Source organism: Jiella sonneratiae, from assembly GCF_017353515.1.
In the GTDB taxonomy this organism is placed as follows: Bacteria; Pseudomonadota; Alphaproteobacteria; order Rhizobiales; family Rhizobiaceae; genus Jiella; species Jiella sonneratiae.
The window spans coordinates 69483-90329 of the sequence record NZ_JAFMPY010000016.1; the positions used below are offsets into that span (position 1 = coordinate 69483).

The following is a 20847-nucleotide window of genomic DNA, read 5'->3' on the forward strand; positions in this document are numbered from 1 at the left end:
CGGATGGGCGAGCCCGGCCGAAAGACGGAGATCGGCAGCGGCCGGCAGGGCGATGCGGAAGTCCGGGCTGCGCGGCGCCCGGCCTCGCGCGGGCTGTTCCGCCCGGTGGTCATCGCCGTGCCCTATCTCTGGCTCGTCGGTCTGTTCCTCGTCCCGTTCCTCATCGTCATCAAGATCTCGCTGTCGCAGACCGCCGTGGCGATGCCCCCCTATCGCCCGACCTTCGGCGACCCGTCGACCTGGTGGAGCGCGCTGCAGCAGCTCTCCTTCGACAACTATCTCTGGATCGCCGGCGACGAACTGTATTTCAACGCCTACGTCCTCAGCCTGGCGATCGCCGCGGCGTCGACGCTGCTGACGCTGCTCATCGCCTACCCGCTGGCCTACGGCATGTCCAAGGCGCCGCCGGCATGGCGCACGACGCTGCTGATGCTGGTGATCCTGCCGTTCTGGACGAGCTTCCTGATCCGCGTCTACGCCTGGATCGCCATCCTCAAGCCGGAAGGGCTGCTCAACCAGCTGCTGATGTCGATCGGCGTGATCCACGATCCGCTGGTCATCCTCAACACGCCCGTCGCGATCTTCATCGGCATCGTCTATTCCTACCTGCCCTTCATGACGCTGCCGATCTATGCCGGCCTCGACCGCATGGACCACAGCCTCATCGAGGCGGCGGCGGATCTCGGCTCGCCGCCCTTGAAGGCGTTCTGGACGATCACCTTCCCGCTGTCGCTGCGGGGCGTCGTCGCCGGCTGCTTCCTGGTATTCATTCCGGCCGCCGGCGAGTTCGTGATCCCCGATCTCCTCGGCGGCTCGCGCACCCTGATGATCGGCAAGACGGTCTGGCTGGAGTTCTTCACCAATCGCGACTGGCCGGTCGCCTCTGCGGTCGCGGTCGTGCTCGTCGCGATCCTCGTCGTGCCGATCGTGATCTTCCAGCGCCAGCAGGCGAGGGCGGGCTGATGACCGGGCGGATCTCGAAATTCAACGTCGTCTCGCTGGTCTTCGGCTTCGCCTTCCTCTACCTGCCGATCCTCACCCTCGTCGTCTATTCCTTCAACGCCTCGAAGCTCGTCACCGTCTGGGCGGGCTTTTCGACGGTCTGGTACCGCGAGCTCTGGCACAATCGCGGCCTGATGGAGGCGGCCTGGGTGACGCTGCGGGTCGGGCTCTTGTCGGCGAGCGTCGCGACGCTCCTCGGCACCATGGCGGCGATCGCCCTGTCGCGCTACCGGCGCTTCTTCGGCCGCACGCTGATGACCGGGATGGTCTATGCGCCGCTGGTCATGCCGGAGGTGATCACCGGCCTGTCGCTGCTCCTGTTCTTCGTCGCCATCGACATGGACCGCGGCTTCTGGACGGTGACGCTCGCCCATATCAGCTTTACCATGTGCTTCGTCACCGTGGTGGTGCAGTCGCGGCTCCTGACCTTCGACCGGTCGCTCGAGGATGCCGCGATGGACCTCGGCGCGACGCCGACCGTCACGCTCTTCCAGGTCACGCTGCCGCTGATCTGGCCCGCCGTCGCCGCCGGCTGGATGCTCGCCTTCACCCTCTCGCTGGACGACCTCGTCATCGCCTCCTTCACCACCGGTCCCGGGGCGACGACGCTGCCGATGAAGATCTACAGCCAGGTGCGGCTCGGCGTGACGCCGGAGATCAACGCCGTGTGCACCATCCTCATCGCCATCGTCGCGACCGGGGTGGTGGTCACGACGCTGCTGAACAAGCGGCGGCTGGTGCGCCAGGCCCGCGACGAGCGCCTCGCCGCCGGGGCCTGACCCCGACGATGCGAACGAGGACCGTATGACGAAAGGCCGGCGGTGCCGCCGACCGCCGCGTCAGTTGCCGCCGCAGCCGCAGGTTGCGGCGTGCGCCGCCTCGATGGCGTCGAGCGTCCGGCCGATCGCCGCGGGCACCGAATCGGCGCTCTCCGCCGGTCGATGGTCGAGATAGTCGACGATCTCGATGGCGGAGAAGCCGTCGATCAGGCGGCGGCGCACCGCGACGTCGCTGATCGGCGACTGCGAGCCGTAGACGAGCGGCCGCAGCGCCTGCAGCCGGGCCAGCACCGGCCGGCTCGCAGGGGAGGCGTCGTTGGCGGTCGGCGCGCCTGCCGCGTCGAGGGACGCCGTGGTGCCGGGGCCGGCCGGGGCGGCGTCGTCTTCGGGCAGGGCGCCGCTGCGCCTCGCGGCGTCGACGAGCCTGTCGAGCGCGGCGAGGCGGTCGTCGTCGCTCGCGAGCGGGATCGGCGTCGGCTCGGTCAGCGGCGCGAGGTCGCCCCCGACGTCGGCGTCCGTCCCGGAGGCGGCGCTCGCGGTGACGGGCGTTTCAGCCGCCGTGGCGCCGGTCTCCGCGGATGGGGTGCCGTCGCCGGGCCCGGCGCTCGCCGGGGCGGCCTCGGCGCTTGCGCCGGTGCCGACGGCCGGCCGCAGGTCGCCCTGTCCGGCCGCCATGCCATGGTCGGTCGGCGCGGGCGTCGGCAGCGGCACAGGACGGAGCGCGGAAAGCGTCGCGAGGATGGTCTTCGAGGCGATGTCGGCCTCGGCGGATTTCAGCGCGTCGAGCGACGCGACGTCGCCGCCGGCGCGGGCGAGATAGCCGCGCATGGTCTTCATGTAGTCCGGGACGCCGTAGCAGAGATAGGCCGTCTTCTCCTGGCCGAGATAGCGGCCGAGCTCGTTCGACACCTCGCCCATGACCCAGCGGGCGTCGGTGCTCGCCGTCCAGGCCGGGCGGTTGCGCATGCGTGCCAGCTGGCTGGCGGCCATCAGCGCCTTGCGGCCCTCGGTGCTGCGCGGCGGGACGATCGGCGTGTAGATCAGCCGGCCGGGCAGGGTCTCGTCCGGCTGCAGCGCGGTATCCTTCGCGGTCTTGATCGCGGCATATTGCTCGGAGCGGATCTTGCCGAGGGCGGCGTGATAGCCGTCGACGTCGCAGCCGGCGCCCGTGCCCGTCGCCGCCGGGCGAGCCGTGTCGGACCCGCCGAGATGGACGACCGACTGCGCCGCGCCCGGCTGCGAGCCCGCAAACAGCGAGGCGAGCGCGAGGGCGAGGAGCGCGGGTCGGACGCGCGGCACGCCTCCGGCCCCGCCGCGGGCGTTTCGATCGGGATCGTCCGAATGGGCGTGATGTCCGGCGCAGAACATGGGCGACGTTCGTTTCGTGTTGGTCATGACGGGGAGGATCCTCTGACGATCGCGGCGACTCTGCGCCCCGGAGCTTGAGCGAACCGAGACCGGCCGGAGCCCGGCGTGTCGCGGCGGGCCCGGCGAGAGGCGATCACTGGTCGGGAAGCGGGGTCGTGGTGACGGATGGATCCGGCCATTGGCCGGCCATGACGAAGGAAACGCCGGTCGTCCCTCCGCTCCCCGCCTCTGCTGCGCCGCCGCCCGCCGCCGTGACGGCAGCCGCCGTGGGCGTTTCCGCCGATGCCGGGGTGACGGTCTTGGGCGCGAACGTCCCCTTCACGGCGACGACGTTGTTCTTGGCAAAATAGCGGCCGCTGGCGGTCAGCGTTCCGGCTTCGTTGCGCAGCGTCATCTGGTCGAGATCGATCGTCGTCCCGACGAGTTCCAGTTTCGCCTCGAGCGCGTCGAAGGGGATCGTGCCGCCGTGCGTTCCCGCCGCGAGCGGCCGTGCGCCAGGCTCGGCGAAGACCGTCGGGTCGAAGCCCGACAGCGCGCCGCCCGACGTGCTGAAGCGGGCACTGACCGCGAGGTTGGACAGGATCGAGCGCCAGTTCTCGGCCGGCGTCGCGATCTTCGCCCTGACGGCCGAGGTGCCCGTGAGGCCGATTGACTGGATCGCGAGGCCGTTCATCAGGCTCGCCGTGTCGATGCCGCTGGCGCTGACCCAGCCGCTGACCTGCGGTTCGGCCGCGGTGCCGTCGACGGTCAGCGCCGCCTGGCCCCGCCCGCCGAAGAAGGTCGCGTCGCCGACGTCGAGCTTGGCGACGCCGCCGCCGGCGCTGATCACCGCCGCGACGTCCCGGAACGGGATCGTGCCGAGCACGAGATCGCTCGCCGACAGCCGGATCTCCATCTGCAGGAGATTGGCGAACTCGACGCCGAGCGGTCGCTCGAAGTCGAACGGATTGCGCGGATAGGGCGCGATCGACCGGGCGACGGGGGTGAGATTGAGCTCGTTGAAGGCGAGCGTGCCGCCGACCACCGGCAGCGCCCCGTCGAAGCGGGCCTCCATGGCGCCATGCCCCTCGGAGCCGGCGATCCTGAGATCGGCCTGGCGCAGCTCGGCATTGTCGCCGGAGAGCGACAGGTCGCCGGCCAGCGTGATCGCGCCGAGTTCGGGCACCCGCGTCTTCGGCGCGAACAGCCACTCGATGCCCCGGGTGAAGGACTGGGTGTCGATGCGCAGGCGCCCCGCCGCCTCGCGGAAGTCGGCGATCGCCACGGTGCCGGAAAAGTCGGCGCTGAGGGCGGGCGAATCGACGCGGAAGTCGAGATTGCCGGCGCCGCCCTCCCGCAGCGGCCGGTCGCTGGAGACTTCGAGATCGACCGTCGTCGGCTGGCCGTTCCAGACGAAGCCGCCGGAAAGCCGCAACGTGTCGCCGGAGCCCGACTGGCCGATTTCGAGATTGGCGTTGCTGACGCCGCGTGGGCCGGCAAAGCCCGGGCCGGCCGGCCGGAACAGGCCGTCGCGGATTTCGATCTGGTGGATGCCGCCGAGCCGCGGCAGCAGCGAGCGCAGGCCGAGGAGGAGGCCGCTGCCGGTGCCCGGCGTCGAAAGCCCGGCGACCGCCGCCGCGGTCGCCGCCTCGCCGGAAGCTGCGGGCGCGTGCGCCGAGCGCCATTCCGGCCGCACCAGCACCAGCCGGGAAATGTCGCCCTTGCCGGAGATCACGTCGAACAGGCTGAAATTGGCGACCAGCGTGTCGACGGTGAGGTCGTCGTCGCCGAGCCGCACGTGTTCGAGGCTGAGCCGCGCCCGCGGCAGGATCGCGAAGTCGATCCGCCCGTCGATCGAGACGTTGCGTCCCGTCAGGTTCTCCAGCCGCTCGACGACGAGCGCCCGGGCCCGGTCGGAGCCGAGGGCGAGGCCCGGCAGGACCGCCGCGAAGACGACGATGAGCGCCAGCGCCGCGGCGATGCCGAGGGCAAGCCAGCGTCGCCTGTGCCGGCCCCCGTGCCGCAAGCGCTGCGCCAGCCGGCCTCTCAGTGCGGGCCATTGGGTTCGCACGCCGTTCGATCCCCTCTCCGTGTCGGACGGCCCTGGCTACCCGCCCGGCGCGCCTTGCGATAGTCGCCTTCGACGGATTTGACGTGGGTCGCCGTGGGGGCGGCCGGGCATCGACGGCTTCGTTGCCTTTGTTACATGGGTATGGCACCAGCAAGGCGGTACCGGAGGCGATCGAAGATGAGCGACAATCCGTTGTGGACACCTTCTGCGGCGCGGATAAAAGCCCATCCGATGACGGCGTTCCTGCGGGCGGCGGAAGAGGTCGCCGGCCATAGCTTCGACGGTTATGCCGCGCTGCACCGGTGGTCGGTGGAGGAGCGCGGCGCCTTCTGGTCGCTGGTCTGGGATTTTTCCGGCATCGTCGGCGAGAAGGGCGGCCGGCCGCTGGTCGAGGGCGCCTCGATGCGCGAGGACCGGTTCTTCCCCGAGGCACGGCTGAACTTTGCCGAAAACCTCCTGGCGCTGCGCGGGGCGGGCGACGCCATTGTGTTCCGCGGCGAGGACAAGGTGTCCCGTCGCTGGAGCTGGGACGAACTGCGCGCCCTCGTCTCGCGGCTGCAGCAGGCCTTCCGGGCGGAGGGAATCGGCGTCGGCGACCGCGTCGCGGCGATGATGCCGAACATGGCCGAGACCGTGGCGGTGATGCTGGCGGCATCCTCGCTCGGCGCGGTCTTCTCGTCCTGTTCGCCGGATTTCGGCGAGCGCGGCGTGCTCGACCGTTTCGGCCAGATCGAGCCGAAGCTCTTCGTCGCCTGCGACGGCTACTTCTACGCCGGCAAGGCGATCGACATCGCCGACAAGCTCGGCCCGATCAGCCACAAGCTCGCCCCGAAGCGAACCGTCGTCGTTCCCTATGCGGGAGACGGCGCAAAGGCGGCCGCGGCGGCCGCGAACGGCGTCGTCCTCGACGACTTCCTCGCGCCCTACGAACCGGCGGAGCCGTCGTTCGAGCGCCTCGCCTTCGACCATCCCCTCTACATCATGTTCTCCTCGGGGACGACGGGCGTGCCGAAATGCATCGTCCACGGAGCCGGCGGCACGCTGATCCAGCACCGCAAGGAGCACCTCCTCCACAGCGGCAACGGCGAAGGCTCGCGGGTGTTCTATTTCACCACCTGCGGCTGGATGATGTGGAACTGGCTGGTCTCGGCGCTCGCCGGCGGCTCGACGCTGCTCCTCTACGATGGCTCGCCCTTCCATCCGCAAAAGTCGATCGTCTTCGACTACCTCGCCGCGGAGCACGCCACCTTCTTCGGCACCAGCGCGAAATTCATCGATTCGGCCCGCAAGTTCGGTCTGAAGCCGCGTGAGACCCACGATCTTTCGAGCGTCGAGGTCATCGCCTCGACCGGCTCGCCGCTGTCGCCGGAGGGTTTTGCCTTTGTCTATGCCGACGTGAAGGCGGACGTCCATCTCGCCTCGATCTCCGGCGGCACCGACATCGTCTCCTGCTTCGTCCTCGGCGTGCCGATCCTGCCGGTCTACGAGGGCGAGATCCAGGGGCCGGGCCTCGGCATGGCGGTCGACGTCTTCGACCCGGAGGGCAGGCCGCTCAAGGGCGAGAAGGGCGATCTCGTCTGCACGAAGGCGTTCCCCTCGATGCCGATCGAATTCTGGAACGATCCGGGCGGCGAGCGCTACACGGCCGCCTATTTCGAGACCTTTCCCGGCGTCTGGGCGCATGGCGACTTTGCCGAATGGACGCGCCATGGCGGCATGATCATCCACGGCCGCTCCGACGCGACCTTGAACCCGCAGGGCGTGCGGATCGGCACGGCGGAGATCTACAACATCGTCGAGCAGTTCGAGGAAGTCACTGAGGCCATCTGCATCGGCCAGAGCTGGGAGGGCGACGTGCGCGTCGTCCTCTTCGTCCGCCTCGCGGACGGCCACGACCTCACCGACGACCTCGTCAAACGCCTCAAGGACGCCATCCGCAGCGGTGCCTCGCCGCGCCACGTGCCGGCGAAGATCCTCGCGGTGAAGGACATCCCGCGCACCAAGAGCGGCAAGATCACCGAACTCGCCGTGCGCGAGGTGGTCGAAGGCCGTCCGGTGAAGAACAAGGAGGCGCTGGCCAACCCGCAAGCGCTGACGGAGTTCGAGGGGCGGGGGGAACTGAGGAGTTGAGGGGCGTTCTGCGATGGATCCCTTTGGCTCCCGAAAAGGCATGACCGAAGCGTTCCGGCCCCGAAACCTTGCGCCGGCATCGCTTCCCGGCCGCGCCGGACGCTGTGGCCAGCCCGTGCGGATCGTTCGGGCCGCATCGTGAAAGATGCCGGACGGCGATCGGCGAAAGCCGGGATGGATATGGAAGGACAGTCGGGGTGCGTTTCAGCCGGACGGTTTTCACAGGCCGTTCGCCGGTAAGCAGGCCTTCTGTCGCTTGATCTGATTGACCGCAATAGCGCCCGAAGCGGATCAGAGCTCAGTGAGCCGGCAGCCGGTCTCTGGCAATCGCGACATGCAGGTGGGCACCGTGCAACAGCGCTGCATCGTTGAAATCGAACGCCGGGTTATGAAGCGGCGCGGAGGTCTCGCCGTTGCCGATAAACGCAAAGCATCCGGGCACATGGTCGAGGAAGCGCGCAAAGTCTTCAGAGGCGGTCATGGGGTCCGCTGCCGCATTGACGTGGCCGGAGACCGAATGCGCGACGGTGGCAAAGGCTGAGGTCAGTTCGGCGTCGTTTACGAGCGGAACGAACTCGCGGGAATAGCTCACCCGTGCAGCGATACCGTGCAAAGTGGCAATGCCCGACGCCATACGACGCATCTCGTCCTCGATCGTCGCCGAAACCTTGGCGGAGAAGCTGCGTGCATCGCCGAGAATTCGGGCTTGGCCGGGAAGCACGTTGCGCGTGCCATCGGTGAGAAGCTCGGTCACGGAAACGACGCCCACGTCGGATGGGTTCAGCCGGCGGGAGACGATGGTCTGCAACTCCACGACCAGCGCGCAGGCCGGGACCATCACCTCACGCCCCCAATGCGGGCGGGCGGCGTGTCCGCCCTTGCCCTCCAGCACGATCTCGAAAATATCCTCCGCGGACATGATCGCTCCGGGGCGCGTCTCGACATGTCCGACCGGCAGGCCCGGCAGATTGTGCAGCCCGAAGATTTCATCGAACGGAAACCGGACCATCAGCCCGGCCTCGATCATGGCCGATGCGCCTTTTCCCCATTCTTCGGCCGGCTGAAAGATAAAGCGGATCGTACCGTCGAAGCCGCCTTCCTCGGCCAGAAGCTTCGCCGCCCCAAGCAGCATCGCCGTGTGTCCGTCATGACCACAAGCGTGCATCGTGCCCGGGTTGACCGAAGACCACTCGGCACCAGTCGCCTCGGTAATTTTCAGGGCGTCCATGTCGGCGCGGAGCGCAATGGCACGGTTGGATGTGCCGCGCCGCAAGGTCCCGACGACACCGGTGCCGCCTATGCCTTCGACGACCTCCAGGTCGAAGCCGCGCAGGGTATCGGCGACGAAGGCCGCAGTGCGGCGCTCTTCGAAACCGACTTCAGGATGGCGGTGCAAGTCGCGGCGCCAACCCGCCATTGTCACGTCTAGCGTCGCCAACTGTGCCATGCTTCGTCACGCCCTCATCGCGTCGAAGGCCGCAGAGTGCGCATAGTACCAGATCACGCGGCTTTCGACATGAGCTGCGTGGTTTCAGCGCCAAGGTGCGCGGGCGTGCAATGGCCCGTCGATTTCTGCTTTTGACGCATGGATGACGATGCCCCGAGTGGGCGAACGACCTCTTGCGGGTGAGCCGCGTGTGCAGCCTCAATCGCCGCATGGGAGCTGCCGATCGGCAAGGTGTTGATCTCAAGGTGACCGTGCCGATAATCGTCGAGTCAACGCTCCTTGCGGACCCGTCAAAGCATATCGAGCCATCGCGACCCGCCGCAACGGCAAAGGCGGGCCGGCATCTCGCCGAACCCGCCCGAGTCCTTGTCGTCAGATGCTTCGCGTCGCCTTACTTCGGCAGTGCGAAGGTCACCACCTGATCCGCCACCTTCGGCAAGAGGATCGTGTTGCCGCCGACGGCGAAGGTCACGTATTGCCGGCCCTTGTAGGTGTAGACCGCCGGCATCGACACCGCCGGCGCGTCGACCAGCGCCTTCCACAGCACCTTGCCGCTCTTCAGGTCGATCGCCCGGACGCGCGAGTCCATCGAGGCGCCGATGAAGATCAGCCCCGACTTGGTGATCACCGGCGCGCCGATCGTCACCGAGCCCCAGGATTCCGGCATGTAGAAGCCGTATTTCTGCACCTGGCCGAAGGGTTCGTTCCACAGCCTTTCGCCGGTCTTCAGATCATAGGCGGCGAGCATGCCGTAGGGGCCCTTCCAGCAGGGCATCCCGGCCCAGTTGAGGAAGGTCTCGAGCTTGAAGGCGTAGGGCGCGTCGCCCTGCGCGTAGTAGCCGCTGGTCTCGCCCTCCTGGCTCTTCTGCTCGAACTCCTTGCGCGGCACGAGGGTGTAGATCTGCACCACCGAGTTCGAATTGACGACGTAGATGCCGGTGTTCGGATCGACGGCGCCGCCGCCCCATTCCGTGCCGCCGGTCGTCGGCGGATAGGCGATGGTGCCCTCAAGGCTCGGCGGCGTGAAGCGGCCGTCATAGCGGTATTTCGCCGCCCGGGCCGAGCATTCGCCGAAGCCGACCGCGTCGGCCAGCGCCGAGACGCCCGGCCACTGGTCGGGAATCACCGGCTCGGGCTTGGCGACATAGGGCTGGGTCGGCGCCGCCTCCTCGCCGGGGATGTCGGACTTCGGAACCGGGCGCTCCTCGATCGGATAGATCGGCTCGCCGGTCTCGCGGTTGAGGACGTAGAGAAAGCCCTGCTTGCCGCTCTGGACGAGCGCCGGGATGGTCTTGCCGTCCTTCTTGATGTCGACCAGCGTCGGCGGCGCGTCGGTGTCGAGGTCCCAGATGTCGTGATGGACGAGCTGCCGGCTCCAGACCACCTTGCCGGTGTCGGTGTCGAGCGCCGTGACCGAGGTGGCGAGCGGCAGCTCTTCCTTGCGGTTGCCGCCGTAATAGTTCGGGCTCGGCGAGGACACCGGGATGTAGAGCAGCCCGCGCTCCGGATCGACCGACATCGAGGCCCAGACGTTCGACGTGCCGGTCCGCGAGATCACCTCGTTCGGAAGCGCGTGGAACATCCATTTCAGCTTGCCGGTCTTGGCGTCGAGGGCGAAGACCGTCCCCGGAGGCGCGGCGGCGTCGGTCCAGTCCTTGCCGGCCCAGCCGAGGAACAGCGTGTCGTGATAGACGGTCGCGGCCTGGAGCAGCGAGAGCGGCCACTTGGCGTTGACGGTGTTCCACTGGTTGACGTCGACCATGCCGTTCTGGCCGAAATTCTCGCAGGCCTTGCCGGTGTCGGCGTCGACGCCGTAGAGCTTGGCGTCCATCGTCCCGATATAGACGATCTTCTGGCAGGGCTGGCCCTGTTCGGGGCTTTCGGCCTGCCAGTAAGCGACGCCGCGGTTCTTCAGCGCCGGCTGGGTCAGCGCTTCGAGCTTGGCCTTGGGATCGAAGGTCCACTTCGCCTTGCCGGTGTCGGGCTCGAGCGCGACGATCTTGTAGAAGGGCGTGCCGATATAGAGCGTATTGTTGACGAAGAGCGGCGTCGCCGACCAGACGGTGTAGGGCAGGTCGCCCGAGCCGTCGGAAACGTCGCCGGTGTGGTATTCCCAGACCTTTTCGAGATTTCCGACATTGTCCGGCGTGATCTCGTCGGCGGGCGAGTATTTCTGCGCCATCAGGTCGCCGTTGAAGGTCGCCCAGCTGTTCTGATCCTGCATCCACGCGTCCGGCTTCTTGTCCGCCTTGACCGCGGGTGCCTCGCCGCCGCCGTCGCCGGAAGCGGCCGCCTGCGCCTCGCCGTCGCCTGCCGGATGTTCGACGCTGCCGCCGCCCTTGGTCGGCTCGGTGGCAAGCTGCGGCGCCGTCTGTCCGTCGTCCGGCTTCTGTGCGGTTCCCCCGTCCTGGCCGGCGGTGTCTTCTGCCGCCGGTGCCGGCTGTGCGTCGCCGGTGGGCGGCGCGGCGGTCTCGCCGGTGCTGCCGGCCTGCGGTTCGGCGGCGTCCTGCTCCTGCGGCGGGGTCTGTCCGGCAGTGCCGGCGTCCTGCGAAAAGGCCGGGGCGCAATGGGCGAAGACGAGGGCGAGAGCCGCGGAGGTGGCGGCCGTTCTGAGCTTGTTCATGGGTCGTTATGTCCCGTCAGCGAGAATTTCGGCGGTCAGTCCAGAGGCGAAGGATCTGCCGCGACGTGGATCACCCAGCCGACCAGGGCGACGCCCATGGCGACGAGCAGGATCCACGCGGTGAGGAAATAGGCGGCTGCGCCGGTGCCGAGGATTCCGAGCAGCAGGAGGATGGCGAGCACCCCGCGCAGCCAGCCCGACAAGGCGAGATGCAGCGCCAGGATCACGCCCGCCACGACGACGAGCAGGCTGGAGACGAGAACCAGCCAGGCCCCGAAACTCCAGGCAATGCCGTTGCCGTCGTTGACCAGATTGACGAGCGCGACGACGCTGCCGACCGCGCTCGCCGCGACGACGAGCCATGCGCCTCCCGCTGTCCGTGGCTCGGATATCTCTGACATGGTGCATGTGTCCCCTTCGACGATTGCCGCCCGACCGGTCGCCGCAGGGACCGCCGGTCGGGACATTTCTTCGACCTAGCGCCCGCATGGCCGTTTGGGAGGGGCTGCGGGGCGGGTTTCGAGGCCGGTCGTCCGGCGCTACGACCGGGCCGTCTCGGAAAGGATCGAGCGGTTGAGGATCACCACCGGAAGGATGCCGACGAGGACGATCATCAGCGCCGCCACGGCGCCGTCCTCGAAGGCGGCGCGCGAGGTCTGGGCGTAGACGAAGGTGGCGAGGGTCTCGAAGTCGAAGGGCCGCAGCAGGATCGTCGCGGAGAGCTCCTTCGACGCTTCGACGAAGACCAGGAGGAAGGCGGTCAAAAGCGCCGGCCGCATCAGCGGAAAGAGCACTTCGGCGAGCGTGCCCCCCGGCGTGCGGCCGAGCGTGCGCGACGCCATGTCGAGATGCGGCGACAGCTTGGTGAAGCCGCTCTCCAGCGCGCCGTGGCCCATCGCCATGAAGCGGACGAGGCCGGCATAGACGATGGCGACGCCCGAGCCGGAGAGGATCAGCCCGGTGGAGACGCCGAAGCCGGCGCGCATCTGCGCGTCGACGTAGTTGTCGAGCCCGGCGAGGGGGATGAGGATGCCGATGGCAAGGACGGTGCCCGGAACGGCATAGCCGAGGGCGGCGAGACGGGTGGCGAGGAGCAGGCGCCTCGACCCGGTCAGCCGGACGCCGTAGGCCATCAGGAAGCCGGCGAGCACCGTGGCGCCCCCCGTCAGGGAGGCGATCGCGACCGTGTGGGTCAGCGCCCGCCACAGCGCCGGCTCGAAGAGCTGGTCGAGACGGCGCAGGGCATCGTCGGCAAGGACGATCAGCGGAATGGCGAAACCGAGGAGGATCGGCAGCGCGCAGGCGAGGGCGGCGAGGCCGGCCGGCATCCCGGCGAGACGCTCCGAGCCCGGCTGCGGACGGTCGGCGCGGCCGAGCGTATAGCGCTGCCGGCGCCTCGCCATGCGCTCGACGGTGACGAGGGCGACGATCACCACCAGCATCGCCAGCGCGATCTGCGTCGCGCCGTAGAGATCGTTGCGGTTCAGCCAGGTGGAATAGACCGCGAAGGTCAGGGTGCGGACGCCGAGAAACTCCACCGCACCGATGTCGTTGACCGATTCCATCAGCGCCAGCGTCACGCCGACGGCGATCGCCGGCCGGGCGAGCGGCAGCAGCACCTCTGCGAAGACGGCCGCCCGCGAGGCGCCGAGCGTGCGCGCCACGTCGGCGGCCTTGCGCCCCTGCATCAGGAACACCATCCGCGTCGTCAGATAGACGTAGGGATAGAGCACCAGCGACAGGATCACGACGGCGCCCCACAGCGACCGCACGTCCGGGAACCAGTATTCGCGGCTGGTCCTGACGCCGAGGATCGCCCGCAGGGCCGACTGGACGGGGCCGGCGAAGTGCAGGAATTCGACGAAGCAGTAGGCGGCGATGTAGGTCGGCACCGCGAGCGGCAGCACCAGCGCCCAGGAGAAGAACCGCCGGCCGGGAAAGTCGAAGCTCGCGACCAGCCAGGCGGTGACGACACCGATCGTGCCGGTGAGGACGGCGACGCCGACCATCAGCTCGGCGGTGACGAGGCTCGCTTCCGGCAGGATGGTCGCCCAGAGATGCGACCAGTTGGCCGAACTGCCCGACAGGGCCAGCCAGAAGAGCGCCGCGCAGGGCATCGCGACCAGCGCGACGAGGCAGTAGGCGCCGATGAGGTAGCCGCCGTCGGCGCCGGGGCGCAGGCCGGCGGACAGTCGCGCCGCAAGAGATCGCGGCGGGTGAAGCGCGGACATCGACGCAGCGGACCGGCGTCTCAGTCCTGCGGGCCCGCGTCGAAATCGACCTCGTCGACGATTTCGGAGGCCTTCTGGCGATGGCGGGCGATCTCGTCGAGCGGCAACGTGTCGGGATCGAGTTCGCCGAAGGATTTCACGAGGTCCGACGTCTCGATTCCCGGCTCGACCGGATATTCGTAGTTCAGCTCGGCATAGATCTTCTGCGCCGTGTCGCCCGAGAGAAACTCCATCAATCTCACGGCATTCTCGCGGTGCGGGGCGTTCTTCGCGAGGGAGACGCCCGAGACGTTCACATGCGTCCGTCCGTTGTCGAAGGTCGGCATGACCACACGGATCGCCGCCGCCCATTCCTTCTGCTCGGGCTCCAGCTCGTCGGTCGCCATCTTGCCGACATAGTAGGTGTTGCCGAGGGCGATGTCGCATTCGCCGGCATAGATCGCCTTGGCCTGGTCGCGGTCGCCGCCCTCCGGCCGGCGGGCGAGGTTGTCGCGCAGGCCGGTGACCCATTCGCGCGCCGCCTCCTCGCCGTAATGGGCGATGTAGGCGGCGATCAGCGCGATGTTGTACTGGTGCTGGCCCGAGCGGGTGCAGAGCCGGCCCTTCCATTTCGGATCGGCGAGCTCGGCATAGGTGATGGCATCGGCATCGACACGTTCCCGCGAGGCGTAGACGACGCGGGCGCGGGTCGTCAGCGCGAACCACTCGTCGGCGCGGTCGCGGAACTTTTCCGGGATGTTCGCGTCGAGCACCGGGCTGTCGACCGGCTGCACGACGCCGGCCTGCTTGGCGGCGTCGAGCCGGCCGATGTCGACGGTCATGATGAGGTCGGCCGGCGAATTGGCGCCCTCGGCCTTGATGCGCTCCTCGAGCCCCTTGTCGATGAAGATCGTCGCCGTGGAAAGTCCGGTCTTTTCGGTGAAGGCGTCGAGCACCGGCTGGATCAGATCCGGCTGGCGGGAGGTGTAGATGTTGACGTCGGCGGCGGCGGCGGGCTTCGCCCCCAGAGCGGCGGCTGAAGCGAGGCCGAAGATGAAAAGCGAGGCGACGGAGCGCTGCCTGGCGGTCTGATGGGTCATCGGGTCTGTCCTCGTCGTCGAAGGGGCGCCGCGGCGGCGGGAGGAAGGAATGTCGGGCGCGACCGCCTGCCGGCCCTGGCCGGCGACCTTGGCCCGATCGAGGGGGGCCGGTCGCACGCTGGGCGAATCGAGACGTCGCGGCAAGGCCGATAGCACCTCCCGTCGGGGCAGTAAAATCAATGCCTTGGAAGGATTCTAAACTGACCGGCAGCGCCGGCGGGGCACCTGCGGGCGGCGACAGCCAAATCAGGCTGTTACGCCGGCGACCGCGGCGCGGTCGGAAACCGGACACCTGCGATCACATATTCGTTCTTCAGGCGGTGCGAGGGCAGTGCAGCGCCGATCGCAGCCTGATTTCGCCCTCGTGCGGATTCGGCCGTCAAAGATGTTTCACGCTGGATTGGTGAAACATCCACGTTTTCAGTGCCTAACGAGAAAGTTTCGAAAAACCGGGCTGTCAAGACTCGATATGTCGGACGGTATGCGCAATCTGTCCATTGTCGAAAATTTTCGCAACCAGACGAGAGGTCGAACTTTGTCGAATTCGGAAAACACAATCCATGCATCCCACGGGCTCGATGGAAACTCCAGCAAGCTCGAAAAATACTATGCAGATTGGGCCGAACGCTACGACAACGACGTCCAGAGTGAAGAGTATGGCGGCCCGAAAGCGATCGCCAGCATCGCGCTGATGGTCGCCGAGAGCTATCTTGCCCGGGATCCGAAGACGATCCGCGTGCTCGATGCCGGCTGCGGTACCGGGCTCGCCGGGATCGAACTGAAGGAAAAGGGCTTCGAGGCGATCGACGGGTTCGATCTGTCGCAGGAGATGTGCGACATCGCCCGCGACACCGGCGTCTACGACAAGCTCGCCGCGAATGTCGACCTGAACGTCGAGAAGGACCCGGTCTTCGCCGAGCGCTACGATCTCGTCGTCTGCTGCGGCGTCTTCACCCTCGGCCATGTCGAGCCGAAGGGCCTCAGGCAGCTCGCGGCCTATCTGTCCGACGGCGGCTATCTCGTGGCGTCGACCCGCAACAGCTATCTCGAAGGCTCGGACTTCGAGGCGGCGAGCCGCAGGATCGAGGAGGCCGGCGACCTGCATCTCGTCGCGAGCCTGCCGGACGCCCGCTACATCGCCGAGGAGGGCGCGCATTACTGGGTCTACGGCAAGGGACGCAGGACGGTCTGAGCGACACCCGGCCTTTTGCCGCGCGGCGGGGGACGACCCCGCCGGCAGCAAGGCATCAAAGTGATTTGGGTTCTGGAGGGCCGTCCGTTCGGGCGGCCCTTCTTCTTTGCCGCCTCCGGAAGCCGCTCAGTCGAGCAGCACCCGGGCCGGCGGAAAGCGCAGCTCCACCAGCGTTCCCTCGCCGGGCGTCGAGGCGATGGTGAACTCCGCCCGGTTCGCCTCGGCGAGAGCCCTCGTCAGCGGCAGGCCGAGCCGGCCGCTCTCCGAACCGGCCTGGCCGGTGATCCTGCCGGGTCCGCGCAGGGCGCTGTCGATTTCGTCCTGGCGCATGCCGATGCCGCTGTCGCGGAACCGCAGCGAGACGCCTTCGGCTTCGTCGTGGCGCAGCGAGATGATGAGCTGGCCGCCGGCCGGCGTCGAACGGATCGAATTGGCCACGAGGTTGGTAGTGATCTGACGGATCGTGTCGCGGTCTCCGACCACCGGTGGCACCGAAGAGGGCAGGTGGGTGCGCAGGATGACGCGGGCGCGGTTGGCCTGCGGCGCCATGACCGCCGCCACCTCGGTGACGACCTCCGCCAGCGAGACGGCCTCGAAGGTGAGTTCCTGCCGGCCGGTCTCGACGCGGGCGAGGTCGTGCAGGATGGTGGCGAGGTCGATGACCTGGCGGCCGGAGCGCTTGATGTCGCCGAGATATTCGAGATAGCGCTCGTTGCCCACCGGCCCGAGGCTCTCGGTGCCGATCAGATCGGCAAAGCCGATGATCGCATCGACGGGATCGCGGATCTCGCGCGCCACTTCCCAAAGGAAGGTGCTCTTCTGGAGGTTGGCGGCCTCGGCCGCGGCCTGGTCCTTGAGGGCGGTCTCCTCCGCCCGCTTCCACGGCGTGATGTCGTTGACGACGGCACAATAGCCCGCCGTGCCCGGCACGCGGCCGAGCGAGACCGACAGCGGCAGGAATCCGCCGCCGGCAACGCGCCCGATGACGTCGCGGCGGGCGAACCATTTGCCGGCGCCCCCCGCCGTGTCCGCCTCGAAGCGCGGGTCGGTCGGCTCCTCCCCGGCGAGCAGTCGCTTGATCGCCTTCTGGCTCTCGTGGGCGAAGAGCGTGACGAAGGGCCGGCCGGCGATGTCGCTCGCCGGGATGTCGAAGAGACGCTGCGCCGCCCGGCTCATTGCCGTGATCATGCCCGCGTCGTCGACGATCACCACCCCGTCGGCCGCCAGATCGAGCAGCGGATCGGAAAAGACCCCCGAGGAAACCGGCGGGGCATGGGCCTCCGCCCGCTCGAAGGTCTCGCTGGTGATCAGTGAAAGCCGCGGCGTCGCGAAGAAGGAGAATACGAGGCAGTGGGCGCCGGCGACGCGGCTGCGCTGCATGCGGGCCCGGATCGCGATCGTCTGGCCGTTGGCGCGGCGAAGGCGCAGGAAGTCCGCATCGCCCTCGCGCCGCTCCATGATCAGGCCGTCGAAGCCGCCGGCGTCCTTCAGCGCGTCGAGGTCCGTCCGGCCGGCGAGATCGAGGAAGTCGCGATTGGCATAGACGAGTTCGTCGCCCGCCTGGACGAGGATCGGCAGGGGAAGCGAGCCGTAGACCCGTTCGAGCGCGGCGGCGAGGCCGCCCGCGGCATCGCCGTCCTCCGCGGCTCCGGAAGGCGGCTGCGGATCGCCGGCGGCGCGGCCCGCCGCGTCGTCGGCGCGCGTCGTCTCGGCGCTGGGCGGCGCGTCTCTACCAGATGGCTCCGGGCTCCGTCCGGCCGGCGTGTCGGCTCCGTCGCCGGCGCCACCGCCGCCCTCGCCGGTCGTGGAAACGGGAAGCCGCGCTCCTTCGATCGCCTCGATCCGCTCCGAGGCGGCGCGGACCGCATCGGCGAGGTCACGCGGCTCCGAACTTTGCGACAGGGTCTCGCCGATTGCCCGGAAGGCGGCCTCCTCGGTCTGGCTGAGGGACGAGTTGGGCGCCTTGCGGCGCTCCTCGAGGCGGATGATCTTGTCGCCCGATGCCGTCTCGCCGTCGTCGCGATGGGCCTCGTCGCCCGGCGCGGTCTCCTGGGCTGCCGGACGGTGATCGGGGTCGCGGCGGCCGAAGCTCACCGGCGGGCTCGCCGCCCCGATGCTCTTCATGAAGACCGGCATCGGATCGCCGGCCTCCTCCGCGGCGTCCGCGGCGGCCGTGTCCTCCCGGACGCCGGCTCTTTCGAACGCCATGCGGGGATCAAGTCCGAGCGCGTCGGGATCGTCGACGGCGTCGGCGAGGCGGACCACGCCGAAGCCGCGGAAACCGTCGAAGCTGCGGTCGCGGGCGTAGATCGGCAGCGCGGCGAGGTCGACGGGCACCTTCATGGACGTCCGTTCGAGCGGCCACATCACGGTGCGCCCGGACCAGGTGTCGCGACGCGACAAAAGCCGGCGCAGCGCGCCGTCGGCGTCGAAGCCGTAGGCACGCGCGACCTCGTCGACGCTGCGGTCGACGACGGCTGCCGAGAGCGGGCCGACCGCCGCGGCAAATTCCGGCGAGAGGGAGCGGAAGCGCCCCTCGCTGTCGACCCGCCAGACGAACCGGACGGGGTCGCCGCCCGGCCGGGGGGTGAACTCGCTCTCCGGCGCGGCTTCGTCGGCGTCGCCGCCGGCGTGGAAGTCCGCTGCCGTCGCCGGACGCGTCTGCGGCGCCTCCGGCTGCGACGTCCCGGCGGGGGGCGGGGATCCGGCTTCCGCCGCCGCGGCATCGGCAGGCTCCGCTTGATCCTCACCGGCTTCGCCCGGCTCGCCTGCCGTGTCGCTTCCGTCGCCATCGCGGCCGTCGGCTTCTTGGTCGGCAAGCTGTTCGCCGTCCGCAGAGGGGGGCCTGGCCTCGCCCTGATCCGGCATGGCCGGGGCATCTCCCGGAGCGGTTTTGCGCGGGGCCTCGGTCCCGGCCGGATCGTCGTCACCCACTGCGGCCGCGTCGTCGCTGGTTTTGCCCAGGTCGGACGGGCTTTCTGCGGACGCCGCCGCCGCCGTCTCGTCACCGGCTGCGCCGCTCGGAGGCATGGATGAAGCCTCCTCGCCCGATCCGGCATCCGGAGCCGCGGTTTTGTGCGGCGCGCTCGGCGCGGCACCCCAGACGGAATGACGGCGCGCTGGCTTGGCGTCAATTGATGCGGAAGCCTCGGGAGGTGTGGGCAAGATCTCTTCTGCCGGCGTTTCCGGCGGCACCTGCTCTTCGTGGACTGGCTCCGCCGCGTCGGTCGCAAGGCTCGAGGGCAGGGGATCCTCCTCCGGGCCCTTATCGGAATGGCGATCGGCGTCTTCGGCAAGCGGAGCGGCGGCCTCGGCTCCGTCGCCTTCCGCCGGAAGGGACTCGGCCTCGTCCGCATCGGCCGTCGCTGCGCTCGGCGCCGGACCGGTCGCCGCACTCCCCCAGTTCGACCGGACGATCCTCGACGAGGTGCCGGGCGCGGCGGCGGCTGCGGTCGTTGCCGGGCTGTCGGCGGTTTCCTCGGGGGCCGGCCGCTGGCGCGCGGCGACGTTTTCGCCCTCGTCGGTCTGCGGCTGCTGATGCTCGGCGGGACCCAGCGGCAAGGCGAGGAGCCGGTCGGGCGCGACCCGCGCGAGGAGGAAACGCTGTTCCGCCGCCGTGACCTCGGCGAGGTCGTGCTGGCGGGCGAGCAGGCGGGCGATCCTGTCGGCGCCGGCGAGATCGTCTCCCGCCAGCGTCTCGGCCGCCGCATCGGGGGCGACGAGCCGCGCCGTCGGCGCATCGGCGAGGCCGGCTTCCCGAAGCAGCGCGGCGTCGCGCCCGCCGGCGGCATAGGCGGGGCGCCGGGCCTTCGTCGCCAGAAGGGCGAAAGACGGGGCCGGATCCGTTTCCGTCTCTAAGGGGGAGACCAGCCGCAGCTCCGCCGGCACGGCGGCCGCGCGGGCGCCGCCGATGTTGCGCAGCATCAGCTGGGTGCGGCCGGTCCGCCCGAGCAGGCGGCGGGCTCCCGAGATCTGGCCGAGCACGGAGGCGCCGGCCGCCGGTTCCGCCTGGGGCCCGGGCGCCGGAAGAGAAAAGGTCGCGGCGCCGGCGACATTCGCCCACAGCACCGCCGTCAGATCCGGATTCAGAACCAGCAGGGCAGTCTCGGCGGTGTTAGCCTCGCGAACGGCGGGGCTTGCCATCAGGGCCAGCATCTGTCGCATCAAGGTGGTCGCCTTGGTTCTTTCGTTGCTACCGCCACACGCGCGCCGCCGGTGAGGCCCGTCCAATCCGCTTTTAAGGTTTCATTCATAGTGATGCGGGCGGGACGAATAAAGAACCCCGGCCGATCCCCCACCGTTGACTTGCAAAACGGTTAATGTTTGCGCAATTGCGAAAAAGTTGATCGTTCGTGTTGCAGTGCAGCATAAACGATGGTATGACACCTAACGGAATGGGGCGGTCGACGCCCCGGCGACAAGAAGAACATGATCGAAGAGGAGATAGCCAGATGGCCGACGTCCATGGTGACCCGTTTGCAATGCCCAATGCCCAGTCGATCCTCGGGATGGATCCTGCGCAGATGAACGAGACCTTCCGCTCCATGACCCAGAAGTCGATGGAGCAGTCGAAGGAAGCCTACGGCCGGATGAAGGCCGCCGCCGACGAGGCGACGAAGGCTCTGGAGACGACGATGGAGAGCGCCCATCAGGGTTCGCTCCAGCTGTCGAAGAAGGCCATCGACGCGATGCGCACCAATGCCGAGCTCGGTTTCCAGCACCTCGATTCGATGATGTCGGCGAAGTCCTTCGCCGAGGTGATCGAGATGCAGACCGCCTATGTGCGCAAGCAGGTCGAGATGGCGACCGACCAGGTGAAGGACATGCAGGCGCTGACGCAGTCCGTCGCGCAGGACATGATGAAGCCGGGCCGCGAAGCCTTCGAGAAGGCCACCAAGGGCAACTGAGCCCTCAAGCCTCGGCAATCGCCGCCGCCGCCGACGAGG

At 68.8% G+C, this 20847-nt stretch carries 13 protein-coding genes; 5 read left to right on the forward strand and 8 right to left on the reverse strand.

Features of this window, described 5'->3' with window-relative positions; genetic code table 11:
• Positions 1-3: 3 nt before the first annotated feature.
• On the forward strand, positions 4-963 hold the full coding sequence (locus tag J1C47_RS15070; protein WP_207351603.1) for an ABC transporter permease subunit: 960 nt from the start codon (positions 4-6) through the stop codon (positions 961-963).
• The gene (locus tag J1C47_RS15075) at positions 963-1781 is read left to right on the forward strand and encodes an ABC transporter permease (protein WP_207351604.1); all 819 of its coding nucleotides are present in this window, start codon (positions 963-965) and stop codon (positions 1779-1781) included. The genes J1C47_RS15070 and J1C47_RS15075 overlap by 1 nt, the downstream gene beginning before the upstream one ends.
• Positions 1782-1841: 60 nt before the next feature.
• Here J1C47_RS15075 and J1C47_RS15080 read toward each other — a convergent pair whose 3' ends face one another.
• Positions 1842-3176, reverse strand: a complete 1335-nt coding sequence (locus tag J1C47_RS15080) for a hypothetical protein (RefSeq protein ID WP_207351605.1) — start codon at positions 3174-3176, stop codon at positions 1842-1844.
• 106 nt (positions 3177-3282) lie between these two features.
• Positions 3283-5199, reverse strand: coding sequence for an AsmA-like C-terminal region-containing protein (locus J1C47_RS24130; protein ID WP_207351606.1), 1917 nt, complete (start codon positions 5197-5199; stop codon positions 3283-3285).
• A gap of 177 nt (positions 5200-5376) precedes the next feature.
• On the opposite strand from J1C47_RS24130, the gene J1C47_RS15090 reads away from it, so the two are divergent.
• Positions 5377-7329 carry an acetoacetate--CoA ligase gene (locus J1C47_RS15090; protein WP_207351607.1) on the forward strand — a complete coding sequence of 651 codons (1953 nt, stop codon included), beginning with the start codon at positions 5377-5379 and terminating at the stop codon, positions 7327-7329.
• A 298-nt stretch (positions 7330-7627) separates the two neighbouring features.
• Here J1C47_RS15090 and J1C47_RS15095 read toward each other — a convergent pair whose 3' ends face one another.
• The 5 genes from J1C47_RS15095 to J1C47_RS15115 form a co-directional block, all read right to left on the reverse strand.
• Complete coding sequence (locus tag J1C47_RS15095; RefSeq protein ID WP_207351608.1) at positions 7628-8776, reverse strand: amidohydrolase; 1149 nt, start codon at positions 8774-8776, stop codon at positions 7628-7630.
• A 391-nt stretch (positions 8777-9167) separates the two neighbouring features.
• A complete protein-coding gene (locus J1C47_RS15100) occupies positions 9168-11399 on the reverse strand; it encodes an outer membrane protein assembly factor BamB family protein (protein WP_245396587.1) in 2232 nt (743 codons plus the stop codon).
• A 35-nt stretch (positions 11400-11434) separates the two neighbouring features.
• Entirely contained in the window at positions 11435-11800 is a 366-nt protein-coding gene (locus J1C47_RS15105; protein WP_207351609.1) for a hypothetical protein, read from the reverse strand.
• 138 nt (positions 11801-11938) lie between these two features.
• Positions 11939-13630: an ABC transporter permease gene (locus tag J1C47_RS15110; RefSeq protein WP_207351610.1), complete on the reverse strand. Its 1692-nt coding sequence runs from the start codon at positions 13628-13630 to the stop codon at positions 11939-11941.
• Between the two features lie 20 nt (positions 13631-13650).
• Positions 13651-14709: a Fe(3+) ABC transporter substrate-binding protein gene (locus J1C47_RS15115; RefSeq protein WP_207351611.1), complete on the reverse strand. Its 1059-nt coding sequence runs from the start codon at positions 14707-14709 to the stop codon at positions 13651-13653.
• Between the two features lie 535 nt (positions 14710-15244).
• Here J1C47_RS15115 and J1C47_RS15120 point away from each other — a divergent pair.
• The gene (locus tag J1C47_RS15120) at positions 15245-15901 is read left to right on the forward strand and encodes a class I SAM-dependent DNA methyltransferase (protein WP_245396588.1); all 657 of its coding nucleotides are present in this window, start codon (positions 15245-15247) and stop codon (positions 15899-15901) included.
• Positions 15902-16027: 126 nt separating this feature from the next.
• On the opposite strand, the gene J1C47_RS15125 is transcribed toward J1C47_RS15120, so the two are convergent.
• Complete coding sequence (locus tag J1C47_RS15125) at positions 16028-20065, reverse strand: sensor histidine kinase (protein ID WP_207351613.1); 4038 nt, start codon at positions 20063-20065, stop codon at positions 16028-16030.
• A 287-nt stretch (positions 20066-20352) separates the two neighbouring features.
• Between J1C47_RS15125 and J1C47_RS15130 the strand changes: the two genes are divergently transcribed.
• Positions 20353-20808, forward strand: a complete 456-nt coding sequence (locus J1C47_RS15130; protein WP_207351614.1) for a phasin family protein — start codon at positions 20353-20355, stop codon at positions 20806-20808.
• The last annotated feature ends 39 nt before the right edge of the window (positions 20809-20847 follow it).